General features: G+C 34.1%; 14 protein-coding genes. 13 read left to right on the top strand and 1 reads right to left on the bottom strand.

Annotated features, from left to right (window positions below):
* Window positions 1-54: 54 nt before the first annotated feature.
* The 13 genes from modA to ACJTHF_RS09045 all read left to right on the top strand — a co-directional run bounded on the left by modA (window position 55) and on the right by ACJTHF_RS09045 (window position 14,077).
* Window positions 55-822 carry a molybdate ABC transporter substrate-binding protein gene (gene modA / locus ACJTHF_RS09105; RefSeq protein ID WP_078354948.1) on the top strand — a complete coding sequence of 256 codons (768 nt, stop codon included), beginning with the start codon at window positions 55-57 and terminating at the stop codon, window positions 820-822.
* Between the two features lie 11 nt (window positions 823-833).
* Entirely contained in the window at window positions 834-1,502 is a 669-nt protein-coding gene (gene modB / locus ACJTHF_RS09100) for a molybdate ABC transporter permease subunit (RefSeq protein WP_058591170.1), read from the top strand.
* 6 nt (window positions 1,503-1,508) lie between these two features.
* Window positions 1,509-2,108 (top strand): ATP-binding cassette domain-containing protein, encoded by a 600-nt coding sequence (locus ACJTHF_RS09095; protein ID WP_048541123.1) that lies wholly within the window; start codon window positions 1,509-1,511, stop codon window positions 2,106-2,108.
* Window positions 2,109-2,308: 200 nt separating this feature from the next.
* A complete protein-coding gene (locus ACJTHF_RS09090; protein ID WP_075578153.1) occupies window positions 2,309-5,980 on the top strand; it encodes a nitrate reductase subunit alpha in 3,672 nt (1,223 codons plus the stop codon).
* Window positions 5,970-7,526 (top strand): nitrate reductase subunit beta, encoded by a 1,557-nt coding sequence (narH, locus tag ACJTHF_RS09085; RefSeq protein WP_058591168.1) that lies wholly within the window; start codon window positions 5,970-5,972, stop codon window positions 7,524-7,526. The genes ACJTHF_RS09090 and narH overlap by 11 nt, the downstream gene beginning before the upstream one ends.
* The gene (gene narJ / locus ACJTHF_RS09080; protein WP_078354946.1) at window positions 7,519-8,094 is read left to right on the top strand and encodes a nitrate reductase molybdenum cofactor assembly chaperone; all 576 of its coding nucleotides are present in this window, start codon (window positions 7,519-7,521) and stop codon (window positions 8,092-8,094) included. The genes narH and narJ overlap by 8 nt, the downstream gene beginning before the upstream one ends.
* On the top strand, window positions 8,087-8,767 hold the full coding sequence (gene narI, locus ACJTHF_RS09075; protein ID WP_078354945.1) for a respiratory nitrate reductase subunit gamma: 681 nt from the start codon (window positions 8,087-8,089) through the stop codon (window positions 8,765-8,767). The genes narJ and narI overlap by 8 nt, the downstream gene beginning before the upstream one ends.
* 27 nt (window positions 8,768-8,794) lie before the next feature.
* Window positions 8,795-9,238, top strand: coding sequence for a nitrate respiration regulation accessory nitrate sensor NreA (nreA, locus tag ACJTHF_RS09070; RefSeq protein WP_058591165.1), 444 nt, complete (start codon window positions 8,795-8,797; stop codon window positions 9,236-9,238).
* Entirely contained in the window at window positions 9,235-10,269 is a 1,035-nt protein-coding gene (locus tag ACJTHF_RS09065; RefSeq protein ID WP_058591164.1) for a sensor histidine kinase, read from the top strand. Before nreA ends, ACJTHF_RS09065 begins: the two co-directional genes overlap by 4 nt.
* Before the next feature lie 18 nt (window positions 10,270-10,287).
* A complete protein-coding gene (nreC, locus tag ACJTHF_RS09060; RefSeq protein WP_048541110.1) occupies window positions 10,288-10,941 on the top strand; it encodes a nitrate respiration regulation response regulator NreC in 654 nt (217 codons plus the stop codon).
* Window positions 10,942-11,146: 205 nt separating this feature from the next.
* Window positions 11,147-12,307: a nitrate/nitrite transporter gene (locus ACJTHF_RS09055; protein WP_058591163.1), complete on the top strand. Its 1,161-nt coding sequence runs from the start codon at window positions 11,147-11,149 to the stop codon at window positions 12,305-12,307.
* Window positions 12,308-12,563: 256 nt separating this feature from the next.
* Entirely contained in the window at window positions 12,564-13,565 is a 1,002-nt protein-coding gene (locus ACJTHF_RS09050; RefSeq protein ID WP_048541106.1) for a ThiF family adenylyltransferase, read from the top strand.
* 11 nt (window positions 13,566-13,576) lie between these two features.
* Window positions 13,577-14,077 carry a molybdenum cofactor biosynthesis protein B gene (locus ACJTHF_RS09045; RefSeq protein ID WP_078354944.1) on the top strand — a complete coding sequence of 167 codons (501 nt, stop codon included), beginning with the start codon at window positions 13,577-13,579 and terminating at the stop codon, window positions 14,075-14,077.
* Here the strand turns inward: ACJTHF_RS09045 and moaC are convergent, their stop codons facing one another.
* The gene (moaC, locus tag ACJTHF_RS09040) at window positions 14,078-14,557 is read right to left on the bottom strand and encodes a cyclic pyranopterin monophosphate synthase MoaC (RefSeq protein ID WP_048541103.1); all 480 of its coding nucleotides are present in this window, start codon (window positions 14,555-14,557) and stop codon (window positions 14,078-14,080) included. It lies immediately after the preceding gene.
* Window positions 14,558-14,569: the final 12 nt, after the last annotated feature.

The raw sequence follows: 14,569 nt of genomic DNA, 5'->3' as shown, positions 1-14,569 counted from the left end.
TAGATAAAGGTGTAAATTAAGTTTGTACATATCTAAAAAGGAAGGAAAGAAGTCATGAAAAGATTTTTAACATTAGTCTTTGCTTTGTTACTTGTATTAGCTGGTTGTAGCACAGAATCTAACCAAGATAAAGCTAAAAAAGAAACTGAAAGCAAGACGTTAACAGTATCAGCAGCAGCAAGTTTGACAGATGTTTCTAAAGCTCTAGAAAAAGAATTTAATAAGAAGCATCCGAATACCAATATTAAATTCAATTATGGTGGTTCAGGTAGTTTACGTAAACAAGTAGAAGCTGGTGCAGATGTAGACGTATTAATGTCTGCAAACACTTCTGATGTTGATAAATTACAAGATAGTAAAAAAGTTAAAGAAGTTTATGATTACGCTAAAAATAAATTAATTATCATTAAATACGAAAACTCTAGCATCAAAAATATTAAAGATGTTAGTGCGCCTAACAAAGTCGCAATTGGTGAAGAAAAAAGTGTACCAGCAGGTCGATACGCTGTAGAGTATTTGAAAAAAGAAGATTTATATAACGGCATGACAAGTACATTTGTTTTCGCAAAAGATGTTAAACAAGTATTAAACTATGTTCAAAAAGAAAATGCAGAAGCAGGATTTGTATACGCAACAGATATGTATAAAGGTAAAGATAAAAAAGTAGATAACGTCGTTAAATTAGCAGATGCACCTTTAGATCATCCAATTACTTATAGAGCTGGTCTTGTTACTGACAAGAAAGAAGCTAAAGAATGGTTTGAATTCTTAAAATCAAAAGAAGCTAAAGAAATTCTTAAAGAATATCACTTTGAAGGATAGGAGATAACGCTATGCCAGACTTAACACCACTATGGATATCAATTAAAGTAACAATTATCAGTACAATCATTGTTTGTATCCTAGGTATTATTCTGGCAAAGCTGATGCTCAGTTATAAAGGGAAATTAAAGCCTGTAGTCGAAAGCATCATTATGCTTCCAATTGTATTACCACCGACAGTTATGGGTTTTATACTCCTTATTGTCTTTGGTAAAAATAAATTTTTTGGACAATTTTTATCTGATGTATTGCATATCAATGTGATTTTTACGTGGGTAGGTGCGGTGATTGCAGCGGTTATTGTAAGTTTACCGCTTATGTACCAACATGTAATGAATGGATTTCAATCTATTAATCCAAAGATGCTAAACTCAGCAAGAACGATGGGCGCTAGTGAAGGGAAAATTTTTAGAACGATTATTTTACCGTTATCAAAACAATCCATTTTCTCTGGTGTAGTGATGAGTTTTGCTAGAGGGTTAGGAGAATTTGGTGCAACGCTCATGATTGCTGGCTATATCCCTGGTTTAACGAATACATTGCCATTAGAAATTTATTTCTTAGTGCAAGCTGGTGAGGAACATAAAGCATGGTTATGGGTTATTGTACTTATTGCATTTGCAGTTTGTGTGATTAGCTCACTTAATATATTAAATAAAAAGAATCATAAATGGGAGTAGATATGGATGATTGATATATCAATTAAAAAGTTAATCAAAGACAGAACGATATCATTAAATATCCAATCTGATACTCCGAAAATTTATGCGATAGTTGGACGATCAGGTATAGGTAAATCTACATTATTGAACATTATTGCAGGACTTACAGAAGCGGAAACTTGCAGAATAGAAATTAATCAAAAAGTGCTCAGTGATCAAAAGCATGTGATTAAAGTGCAAGATAGAAATATTGGCTATCTGTTTCAAGATTATCAACTTTTTCCACATAAGATAGTTCATGAAAATATTCATTATATGATTGAGCCTAATAAAGAGACAGAGCAATTGATTAAACATTTACGTATAGAAAATTGTTTAAATCAATATCCATCTACTTTATCTGGTGGAGAGTCACAAAGAGTTGCATTATGTAGAGTATTAAGTGTCAAACCTAACTTATTACTATTAGATGAACCATTTTCAAGTTTAGATGATGAAACAAAAGACGAAGGTATGGCATTAGTAAAGTCCATTTTCAAGACTTGGCAAATACCGATCATACTTGTGTCCCATTCTAAAAAAGAAGTTCAAATTTTAGCAGATGAAGTTATCGAAATTAATTAACAGTTAATTGTAAGGTGAAAATAAATAATATGTCCGAAGCCTCAAACAAAGATCAACACTTTGTTTGAGGCTTTTTTGCGCAAATAAAGGAATGTAGGGAATTCGTCATGTTGTATAGGTAATCCCCTAATACATAAACATTGTGAAAAAAATTACAATTGATATAGATAATTAAGGGCAAATAATAGGAGGTTCTAACTATGTCTAAGTTAGGTTTGAAATTCTTTAAGCCAACCGAAAAATTTAATGGAAATTGGTCTATCTTAGAAGAAAAAAGTAGAGAATGGGAGAAAATGTACAGAGAAAGATGGAGTCACGATAAAGTTGTCAGAACGACTCATGGTGTAAACTGTACAGGCTCTTGTTCATGGAAAGTGTTCGTGAAAAATGGTGTGATTACATGGGAAAATCAACAAATTGATTATCCTTCTTGTGGACCTGATATGCCTGAATTTGAACCTAGAGGATGTCCGCGTGGTGCTTCTTTTTCATGGTATGAATATAGTCCATTACGTGTGAAATTCCCTTACGTTAGAGGTAAGTTGTGGAAACTTTGGAAAGCTGCTTTAAGTGAATACGGAGATCCTGTTGTCGCTTGGGCATCCATTGTTGAAGATGAACAGAAAGCTGAAATTTATAAAAGTGCACGCGGTAAAGGTGGACATGTTCGCGTAAATTGGAGAGATGTTACACAACTCATCGCAGCACAAATTATATATACTGTGAAAAAATATGGTCCAGACAGAATTGCTGGATTTACACCTATACCGGCTATGTCCATGATTAGCTATGCTTCAGGTGCGCGTTTTATATCGTTATTAGGTGGGGAAATGCTTAGTTTTTATGATTGGTATGCTGACTTACCACCTGCTTCACCACAAATATGGGGTGAACAAACGGATGTACCTGAATCAAGTGATTGGTATAACGCCGGTTATATTATTATGTGGGGATCGAATGTACCATTAACGCGTACACCAGATGCGCATTTTATGACTGAAGTAAGATATAAAGGTACTAAAGTTGTGTCTGTCGCACCAGACTATGCTGAAAATGTAAAATTTGCTGATAACTGGTTAGCACCAAATCCTGGTACAGATGCAGCATTAGCGCAAGCTATGACACATGTCATTCTTCAAGAATATTATGAAGATAAACAAGAAGAAATGTTTATCAACTATGCAAAACAATACACTGATATGCCTTTTATCATACAACTTGATAAACATGGAGAAGGTTATAAAGCAGGTCGTTTCTTAAGATCAAGTGATTTAGGTATGGAAACAGAACATGCAGAATGGAAACCAGTAGTTTACGACCAAAATAGTGAACAACTTGTCATACCTAATGGAACGATGGGACAAAGATATGAAGAAGGCGTTAAATGGAACTTAAATTTAGTAGGTGAAGATGGAAAAGAAATAGATCCAGCTCTATCTTTTAAAGACCATGATTCTAAAGTGATCACAATTCAATTTCCGTATTTTGATAATGATGGAAATGGTATTTTCGAAAGACCTATTATCGTTAAAGAAATCGAAAATAAGGACGGAGAAACAATTTATATCGCGACAATATACGACTTAATGACAAGTCAATATGGCGTAAGAAGATTAAATCATCCACTTGAAGCATCAAGTTATGAAGATGAAAATTCTATGTATTCACCTAAATGGCAAGAAAAAGTAACAGGTGTTAAATCTTCAATAGTGACGCAAGTGGCAAGAGAATTTGCGCAAAATGCAGTTGATACAAATGGTCGCTCAATGATTATTATGGGGGCAGGTATCAATCACTGGTTTAACTCTGATACAATTTATCGCTCTATATTAAACCTTGTTATATTATGCGGATGCCAAGGTGTAAATGGTGGCGGATGGGCGCATTACGTTGGTCAAGAAAAATGTCGTCCGATAGAAGGTTGGTCAACGATTGCTTTTGCGAAGGATTGGCAAGGACCACCTAGACTTCAAAATGCAACAAGTTGGTTCTACTTTGCAACGGATCAGTGGAAATATGAAGAGTCTGGTGTTGATAAATTACAGTCACCGTTATCAAATGAATTGAAACATCAACATCCAGCTGATTATAACGTATTAGCTGCACGATTAGGATGGCTACCATCATATCCTCAATTTGATTGTAATAGCTTATTGTTTGGAGAAGAAGCGAAAGATGCAGGGGATGACTCAAATGAAGCGATTCTTCAAAGGGCAATTGAATCAGTAAAATCTAAAAAGACTAAATTTGCTATAGAAGACCCAGATGCAAAGAAAAATCATCCAAAAACATTGTTTGTATGGCGTTCAAATTTAATCTCTAGTTCAGCAAAAGGACAAGAGTACTTTATGAAACATTTATTAGGTACTAAATCAGGTCTGTTAGCAAATCCTAATGAAACAGATAAACCAGAAGAGATTGTTTGGCGAGAAGAAACAACCGGCAAATTAGATTTATTAGTTGCGCTAGATTTTAGAATGACAGCAACACCGTTGTATGCAGATGTCGTATTACCGGCAGCAACATGGTATGAAAAACATGATATATCTTCTACTGATATGCATCCATTCATACATCCGTTTAACCCTGCAGTTGACCCATTATGGGAATCAAAATCAGACTGGGATATTTATAAAACGTTAGCAAAATCTGTTTCTGATTTAGCGAAGACACATATGAAAGGCACATTTAAAGATGTTGTGACAACACCTTTAGCACATGATTCTAAACAAGAAATTTCAACACCTTACGGAATTGTTAAAGATTGGTCTAAAGGTGAAATTGAAGCAATACCTGGTAAAACGATGCCTGGTTTCGCAGTTGTAGAAAGAGATTATACAGCTATATACGATAAATATATATCAGTTGGACCGTTGTTAGAAAAAGGTAAAGTCGGTGCTCATGGTGTAAGTTTCTCAGTTAAAGAGCAATACGATGAATTAAAGATTATGTTAGATACGTGGGAAGATGACACTGTTAAAAATGGCCTTCCTAGAATGGATACAGCACGAAAAGTAGCAGATGTTATATTGAATGTTTCATCAGCTTCAAATGGTAAAGTATCACAAAAATCTTACGATGACTTAGAAGAACAAACGGGGATGACATTGAAAGATATTTCTAGTGAACGTGCATCAGAAAAAATAACGTTCCAAAATATAACAGCACAACCGAGAGAAGTTATACCGACAGCAGTATTCCCTGGTTCAAATAAATTAGGCAGAAGATATTCGCCATTTACGACAAATATCGAACGTCTTGTACCTTTTAGAACGTTAACAGGTAGACAAAGTTATTATATTGATCATGAAGTATTCTTACAGTTTGGCGAGAACTTACCAATCTATAAACCAACATTACCGCCAATGGTATTCGGTACGAAAGATAAAAACATAAAAGGTGGCGTAGATACATTAGTATTACGATATTTAACGCCTCATGGTAAGTGGAATATTCACTCAACTTACCAAGATAATTTGCATATGTTGACGTTATTTAGAGGTGGTCCAACTGTTTGGATTGCGAAAGAAGATGCAATGGCGAACGACATTCAAGATAATGATTGGTTAGAAGTATATAACAGAAATGGTGTTGTTACAGCTAGAGCAGTTGTATCGCATAGAATGCCAAGAGGTACGATGTTTATGTATCATGCACAAGATAAACATATTGAGACACCTGGATCAGAAATTACAGATACACGTGGTGGCTCACATAATGCACCTACACGTATTCACTTGAAACCTACGCAATTAGTAGGCGGTTATGCACAAATTAGTTATGGCTTTAATTACTATGGGCCAATTGGAAACCAAAGAGATGTATATGTTGCGATAAGAAAAATGAAGGAGGTAGATTGGCTTGAAGATTAAAGCGCAAGTAGCTATGGTTATGAATTTAGATAAATGTATAGGATGCCATACATGTAGCGTCACATGTAAAAGTACATGGACAAATAGATCAGGCGCTGAGTATATATGGTTTAATAATGTTGAAACGAAACCGGGTATCGGTTATCCGAAACGTTGGGAAGACCAAGAAACTTATAAAGGTGGTTGGGTACTCAACAAAAAAGGAAAATTAGAATTAAAGTCAGGTAGTAAACTATCTAAAATTGCATTGGGTAAAATTTTCTATAATCCTGATATGCCAGAAATGAAAGATTATTATGAACCGTGGACATATAATTATAAACATTTAACAACAGCTAAAGAAGGAAACCATTCTCCAGTAGCAAAAGCAGAATCTGTTATTTCAGGTAGAAAATTAGATATTAAATGGGGACCAAACTGGGAAGATGATTTAGCTGGTGCTCATGTTACAGGACCTACTGATCCTAACATTCAAAAAATCGAAGAAGAAATTAAATTTAACTTCGACCAAACATTTATGATGTATTTACCAAGACTGTGTGAACATTGCTTAAACCCAAGTTGTGTTGCATCATGTCCATCTGGTGCAATGTATAAAAGAGATGAAGATGGTATTGTACTTGTCGACCAAGATGCATGTCGTGGTTGGAGATATTGTATGACAGGTTGCCCGTATAAGAAAGTGTATTTCAACTGGAAAACGAACAAAGCAGAAAAATGTACATTCTGTTTCCCTCGAGTTGAAGCTGGGTTACCAACAGTATGTTCTGAGACTTGTACAGGTCGTATGAGATATTTAGGTGTATTACTCTATGATGCTGACAAAGTTCAAGAAGCAGCTTCTGCAGAAAACGAAAAAGACTTATATCAAAAGCAACTTGATCTATTTTTAGATCCATTTGATGAAGATATTATTCAACAAGCTGAAAAAGATGGTATTTCACAAGATTGGATTGAAGCTGCACAAAATTCACCAGTATATAAACTGGCAATAGAATATAAATTAGCATTTCCTTTACACCCTGAATATCGAACATTGCCAATGGTATGGTATTGCCCACCATTAAGTCCGATTATGAATTACTTTGAAGGTAAAGATTCTATTAGAAATCCAGATATGATTTTCCCAGCTATCGAAGAAATGAGATTACCCGTTCAATATTTAGCGAATATGTTAACAGCAGGTGATACGAAGACGGTTAAAGAAGCATTGCAAAAAATGGCCATGATGCGTAGTTATATGAGAGCTAAATCCAGTGGTAAAGATTTTGATATTTCAAGACTTGAACGTGTAGGACTCACTGAAAGACAAACGAAATCGATGTATAGATTACTCGCGATTGCTAAACATGAAGATCGTTTTGTTGTACCGACATCACATAAAGAAGGTTATATGGATACTTATAGAGCACAAGGTAGCCAAGGTTATGGTGGCGAAATGTTTGGCTCAAATTGTGATGGTTGTGGTGTTCAAGGATTATCAGAACAAAAATCCGGACAAGAAATATACAATGAGAACTTCTATGGAGGGATTTTCCGTGATTAATTTAGATGCATTATATCAACTTAAAGAAAGCTTTGGTTTCTTTAGTAACCAGTTAACTTATCCAGAAAAGCTAGACTTTCATCCTAAAGCATTTGATAAAGCTTTCGATTCCAATCATCCTGCCTATCACGAAATTAAACAATACTGGGAAAATATGCATGATATTTCTTTAGATGATATTCAAGAAGTATATACAAGAACATTTGATTTTGAAAAAAAGACGACGTTATATATGACGTATAATAAACTAACAGAACAAAAAGAACGAGGTCAAATGCTTGCAAGATTAAAAGTACTTTATGAAATGTTCGGGCTAGAAATGCCTCAAAATGAACTATCAGATTTTTTACCACTTATGCTTGAATTCTTATATGCTGCAGAGTGGAGAGGCGACAGTCGTGCACAAGAAAGTTTAACGCTTGTTGTGATGGTCATTGAAGATGGAACATATGAATTGCTTCAAGCATTAGGTAAACAAAACAGTCCTTACTTTCATTTGATTAAAGCAATTAGAGAAACGTTAAAATCATGTGTAATAGAGCAAGAGAAGGTGATCAACGGTGATTAATCAATTTATATGGGTTATCTATCCTTATTTATGTATCGCTACTTTTATTATTGGTCATTTATTTAGATTTAAATATGATCAATTTTCATGGACAGCAAAGTCTAGTGAGTTTATTGAGAAGAAACAATTGATGTGGGGAAGTATTTTATTTCACTTAGGTATTATTCCAGTTATATTCGGACATGTAGTTGGTTTAGGTATACCTGCAGAATGGCTAAGTAGTGTCGGCGTTAATGATCATTTATATCATATCGGCGCAGTTTATATTGGGAGTATTTTCGGTATTGTGACATTAATCGGTATGGTCCTCTTAACAGCTAGAAGAATCACGAAACAAAATGTAAGAAGGTTAAGTTCAGCATCGGATATTATTGTAAATATATTATTGTTAGTTATCGTGTTGATGGGTTGTATCTCGACGTTATGGACGAACGCGACAACACCAGACTTTGATTATAGACAAACAATTTCTGTTTGGTTTAGAGGCTTGTTAATCTTTAAACCGGATGTTGCTTTAATGAATGACGTCCCTTTAACATTTAAGGTACATATTATTTTAGGATTTTTAATCACAAGTTTATGGCCATTTACGAGATTGGTACATGTTTGGAGTGTTCCACTTAATTACTTTAGTAGAAGTTACATTATTTACAGAAAACATAAAACGAATTAAACTATAAGTAAAAGCGAGGTGTTTAAAATGTCTAATGATTTTGATTTTCAGGAACAGTTGGATCTTATTCGTAGTACTTATGGTGTTGATTTTGTTGGATTAGCAATGACTTCTGAAAACTCTGCTCACTTTCATATAAAATGGCAGTATGTATCTGGAAATTTAAATCATAGATATCAAAACATCGTATTAAGAAGCGGAAGAGGAATAGCAGGGATTGTTATCAAAAGTGGGAAACCTGTTGAAATTCATGATTTGAAAGAAAGTACCTATCATGATCACCCCTTTAACTATCCGATTGTTCAAAGTGAACAATTAACATCATTGCTTGCGATTCCATTATGGAAAAAATACCGAGTTTGTGGTGTACTCTTGCTCGGACAACGTGATGAAAAACGATTTCCTGAAATAGATATGAATGATTTTAATCGCTTTGGACCATTTTATGGAAAGGACATGATGAATGTATGAGTTCAGAAGATGCTTCAATATTAATGGATATATTAAAACAATACTATGAAAAAACGAGCGAAATGATTGTGTTTTTAAATAGTAAAGGACAGGTTATTAATATGAATGAAGCTGCCCGAAAAGTAATCTCTGAAGACAATCAATCATCATTGACACATGCCATTTGTAGTAGGTGTGAAGGTTATTCAAATGAATATGCCTTACAATCATGTAGAGACTGCTTTTTAGAGTCTTCAAAGATTGGCAACACAAGCTTTCAAGTGTTTATGCAGACGAATAGCGGGACTGTTGAACCTTTTACAGCGACTTATCAAACGATTAGCGAAGAAGACGATGTTAAAGTGTATACATTACAAAATGTATCACCACAAATTGAAAGACAACAGAAATTACATCAGCAAACGATGATCCAAAAAACAATATCTGCACAAGAAAACGAGCGTAAAAGAATTTCTAGAGAATTACACGATGGTGTTGTTCAAGAATTGCTTAATGTCAGTGTTGAACTTAGATTATTGAAATATCAGAATGATATTGACGAATTGAAGCAACAATCTCAACATATTGAAACATTAATGTCTCGATTAATCGATGATATTAGAAACTTATCTTTAGAACTAAGGCCTTCATCATTAGATGATCTTGGATTAGACGCAGCATTCAAGTCATATTTTAAACAGCTTGAGAAAAATTTCGGTTTCCATGTTCACTATCATTATGATTCGTCTATTAAACGTTTTAATACGGAAATAGAAACGGTCGTATATAGAATTGTACAAGAAGCAGTGTTTAATGCATTAAAGTATGCTAATGTGGATAGTGTTGATGTACATATGTCTTGTGATGGAAATGAAATAGAAGTTGAAATTGCTGACCAAGGGAATGGATTTGTATTAGGTAGTCAGCCAAAAGGTTCAGGACTAGGTATATATGGTATGAAAGAACGAGCTGAAATCGTTGGCGGTAAAATCAATATCGAAAGTAAACTTAAAAAAGGTACAAATATTAAATTGAATGTACCAATAGCATAAATGGTGGGGGTGGTATATATGAACATCGTAATAGCAGATGATCATGCAGTGGTGAGAACAGGCTTTTCAATGATTTTAAATTATCAAGAAGACATGGAAGTTGTTGCGACAGCTGCAGATGGTATAGAAGCATATCAAATGGTTGCAAAACATTCACCAGATGTATTGATCATGGATTTAAGTATGCCACCTGGTGAATCGGGATTAATCGCAACTGGTAAAATATCAGATGACTTTAAGCAAACTAAAATATTAATATTAACAATGTATGATGATGAAGAATATTTATTTCATGTATTAAGAAGTGGTGCAAAAGGATATATCTTGAAAAATGCACCAGATGAAGAATTAATACATGCTGTAAGAACAATATATAGAGGCGATATGTATATTGATTCTAAAGTCACAAGTTCACTTGTGAATGAACTTTTTAATCATCAAGATAACAGTGATCAAAGTACTTCTGATCCATTTAAAATATTATCTCAAAGAGAACTAGAAATTTTACCTTTAATTGCAAAGGGCTATGGTAATAAAGAAATCGCGGAGAAATTATTTGTTTCTGTCAAAACGATTGAAGCACATAAAGCGAGAATTATGGATAAACTTGGTTTAAAATCGCGCCCAGAATTAGTTGAATATGCTATGAAGAAAAAATTATTGGACTTCTAAAATGAAATTGACCTGATAAATTTTTGGCTCAAAAGCCTCAATTTATCAGGTCTTTTTATGTTTTTTAGTGTATTGAATTTATAAATGAATATAGGGATTTTCCATGTTTCAATAAGGGGATATCCTTATGTGTACTTTTTCACAAATGACCTACAATAATATTGGAAAGATTATACATAAAGATTAATTTCGAAGGGTGAAAAACATGAGAAATAACTTAGGAAAAGTTCAACTACCACTCCAAACCTTTAGTTTAATGGCAGGATTTATGGTTTGGAGTATACTCGCACCTTTAATGCCTTATATTACACAAGATATAAGTGTTGAAGAAGGTCAGAAAGCTATTATTTTAGCAATCCCCGTTATTTTAGGATCAATATTAAGAATACCGATTGGCTATTATACGAACTTGTTAGGTTCTAGATTGGTATTTTTAGTGAGTTTTATTATTTTATTGTTTCCAGTATTTTATTTAAGTCAAGCACATTCAACTACAGGATTGATGGTTGCAGGATTCTTTATTGGTCTTGGTGGTGCAATCTTTTCAGTAGGTGTTACATCTATTCCTAAATATTTTCCAAAAGAAAAACATGGTTTTGCGAATGGTATTTATGGAATGGGTAATTTAGGGACAGCCGTATCATCATTTTTAGCGCCTCCAATAGCAGGCATTATCGGATGGCAACATACTGTTCAACTTTATTTAATCGTATTACTTATCTTCGCAGTATTAATGTTTATCTTTGGAGATAAGGAAGAACATAAAGTCAAAATTCCAATGATTTCACAAACGAAACAAGTTATCAATAACTATAAACTTTACTATTTTAGTTTCTGGTATTTTATTACGTTTGGTGCATTTGTTGCATTTGGTTTGTTCTTGCCAAACTTTTTAGTGAGTCATTTTGAAATTGATAAAGTAGATGCTGGTATTAGAACAGGTATCTTTATTGCAATCGCAACATTACTTAGACCAATAGGTGGTATGTTAGGAGATAAATTTAATGCTTTAAACGTATTGAAAGTATTCTTTATCGGTTTAATAGCAGGTGCAATCGTACTTTCAATATCACATCATCTCATCTTGTTTACAATTGGATGTTTGACGGTAAGTGTTTGTGCAGGTATTGGTAATGGACTTGTATTTAAACTTGTACCAACATACTTCACAAAAGAAGCGGGTGTTGTAAACGGAATTGTATCTATGATGGGTGGACTCGGAGGCTTTTTCCCACCATTAATTATAACGTTAGTAACGAGTTTGACTGGTTCAAATCATTTAGCATTCTTTATGCTTGCTATATTTGGTGTGATTGCACTTATCACAATGATGCATATGACTAAAATAGAAAGAAAGTATCTTTAGTTGTTTGTCTTTAAAAATTAAGAAGGCTGGGACATAACGGAATGCCTCAGTCTTTTTTAGTATCTTGGCAGTAGATGACTGAATTGAAAATGCGCTTTTATAAAGCTTTTTCCAACTCTAGTCATCCTTGCCGGGGCGGGACTACGAAATCTTTTTATATAAATTAGATTTCTGTCCCGCTCCCTTACAATTAATTGAGGATAAAAGCGTTTAACTTTATAATAGAGTTAAAGAGATTCGTGAAAGGTTGATATAAATGAACGAACGTTATTCTCGTCAAATTTTATTCGATAAAATTGGAGAACAAGGTCAAGAAAGAATTGAACAAGCGAGTGTCACAATTGTAGGCATGGGTGCACTTGGTACGCATGTTGCTGAACAGTTGACTAGGTCGGGGATACAGAGACTCAATATTATTGATCGAGATTATGTTGAATCGTCAAACTTACAAAGACAAACATTATTTATAGAGAATGATATTAAAGAAATGCTACCTAAAGTTGTAGCTGCAGAAAGACATTTAATGAAAATTCGTGAAGATATTACAATAAAATCTTATATTGCGCAATGTGATGCAAAGTTATTACATGAAGTAGCGCGTTATTCAAACATTATTATTGATGCGACAGATAATTTTAATACGAGACAAATTATTAATGATTTTGCGTACAAGATGAATATTCCGTGGATATATGGCGCATGTTTAGAATCTACTTATGTTCAAGCGACTTTTGTGCCTAAAGAAACACCTTGCTTGAACTGTGTATTACCACAATTGCCAGTGATTAACCGAACTTGTGACACAGTAGGCGTGATAAATCCAGCAGTAACAATGGCAGCAAGTTTACAAGTTGCAGATGCACTTAAAATATTGGCTGGTTATTCATTTACACCTAAAATTACGTACGGTGACGTTTGGTTCGGTGAACATCAATCATTTGGATTTGAACAAATGAAACAAGACTATTGTGAGACTTGTGGAGCAGAACCAACTTATTCAAAATTATCAAATTCAGACAAACAACTAACTGAATTATGTGGCCGTCATACTGTTCAATATATAAACGAGAAGCTTAATCGACCAGCTATTGAAAAGTTTGTTGCTCAAAATGGATTATTGCATCGTTCTAATGCGTATATGATTCAGTATTTATACGATGACCATCGTGTCGTAGCATTTAATAATGGTAGATTATTAATTCATGATTTGGATTCTGTAGAAGAAGGCAGACAGTTTGTTGAGAATATGTTTGGATAGGAGTTAAATCGATGAGTGTAGTTAATAGAATAAATCGTCTTATAAATGTGGCAGTTTTAACCGTAAGTGATACGAGAACGAAAGAAACAGATAAAGGTGGACAACTTGTTCAACAATATTTGAAAGATCTCAATGTTGAAATTAAAGAAGGCCATTATCAAATTGTTAAAGATGATGTCACTGAAATTCAAACGCAAGTAAATGAGTGGCTTAATAATGATGTTGACGCCATTATTACAACTGGCGGTACAGGTATTAGTCAAAGAGATGTTACGATCGAGGCGATTAAGCCTTTACTAGATAAAGAAATTGAAGGATTCGGTGAGATATTTAGATATTTAAGTTATACAGAAGATGTAGGTACGAGAGCGATACTTTCTAGAGCAATTGCAGGTACAGTAGGGCATCAAGTTATTATTTCAATACCGGGTTCTACAGGTGCAGTTAAATTAGCAATGGAAAAGCTCATAACTAAAGAATTGAATCATTTAGTACATGAGCTTAATAAATAACTATTGGCGTTTGAAGTCGCCATTTTTGCCACCAGTCTTATAAGATAAATATGTTTCACCAATAACCATGCCTTTATCAACGGCTTTACACATATCATATATTGTTAAAGCTGTAACACTTGCAGCAGTTAAAGCTTCCATTTCTACACCCGTTTGACCTTTCGTCTTAACGGTTGCTGAAATGTTGATTGTGTATGGTTGATCTTTATCCCATTCGTAAGAGATATCGATGCCTGTTAATTGAAGTGGGTGACACATAGGTATCAATTGGCTTGTATTCTTAGCAGCCATAATGCCTGCAATTTGTGCTGTGCCAAGTACATCGCCTTTTTTATTTGTTGCATTTTTTATTTGATCATAGATTGTTTGATTTACTTTAATACTTGAGTTTGCAATTGCGATACGTGTACTTGTTTCTTTATCTGAGACATCAACCATTTTTGCATGGCCTTGCTCGTTAAAATGTGTAAATTCAGACAAAATCATCATCCT

The sequence above is a fragment of the Mammaliicoccus sp. RAM2 genome, assembly GCF_045897195.1.
In the GTDB taxonomy this organism is placed as follows: domain Bacteria; phylum Bacillota; class Bacilli; order Staphylococcales; family Staphylococcaceae; genus Mammaliicoccus; species Mammaliicoccus sciuri.
The sequence above is the reverse complement of the archived record's forward strand: the minus strand, read 5'-3'. Positions and strand labels throughout refer to the sequence as shown.

Coding starts and splice junctions, on each gene's coding strand:
- nreC (WP_048541110.1), top strand. CDS start 10,288: ATGAACATCGTAATAGCAGATGATCATGCAGTGGTGAGAACAGGCTTT.
- ACJTHF_RS09055 (WP_058591163.1), top strand. CDS start 11,147: ATGAGAAATAACTTAGGAAAAGTTCAACTACCACTCCAAACCTTTAGT.
- nreA (WP_058591165.1), top strand. CDS start 8,795: ATGTCTAATGATTTTGATTTTCAGGAACAGTTGGATCTTATTCGTAGT.
- modA (WP_078354948.1), top strand. CDS start 55: ATGAAAAGATTTTTAACATTAGTCTTTGCTTTGTTACTTGTATTAGCT.
- ACJTHF_RS09065 (WP_058591164.1), top strand. CDS start 9,235: ATGAGTTCAGAAGATGCTTCAATATTAATGGATATATTAAAACAATAC.
- ACJTHF_RS09050 (WP_048541106.1), top strand. CDS start 12,564: ATGAACGAACGTTATTCTCGTCAAATTTTATTCGATAAAATTGGAGAA.
- modB (WP_058591170.1), top strand. CDS start 834: ATGCCAGACTTAACACCACTATGGATATCAATTAAAGTAACAATTATC.
- ACJTHF_RS09095 (WP_048541123.1), top strand. CDS start 1,509: ATGATTGATATATCAATTAAAAAGTTAATCAAAGACAGAACGATATCA.
- ACJTHF_RS09045 (WP_078354944.1), top strand. CDS start 13,577: ATGAGTGTAGTTAATAGAATAAATCGTCTTATAAATGTGGCAGTTTTA.
- ACJTHF_RS09090 (WP_075578153.1), top strand. CDS start 2,309: ATGTCTAAGTTAGGTTTGAAATTCTTTAAGCCAACCGAAAAATTTAAT.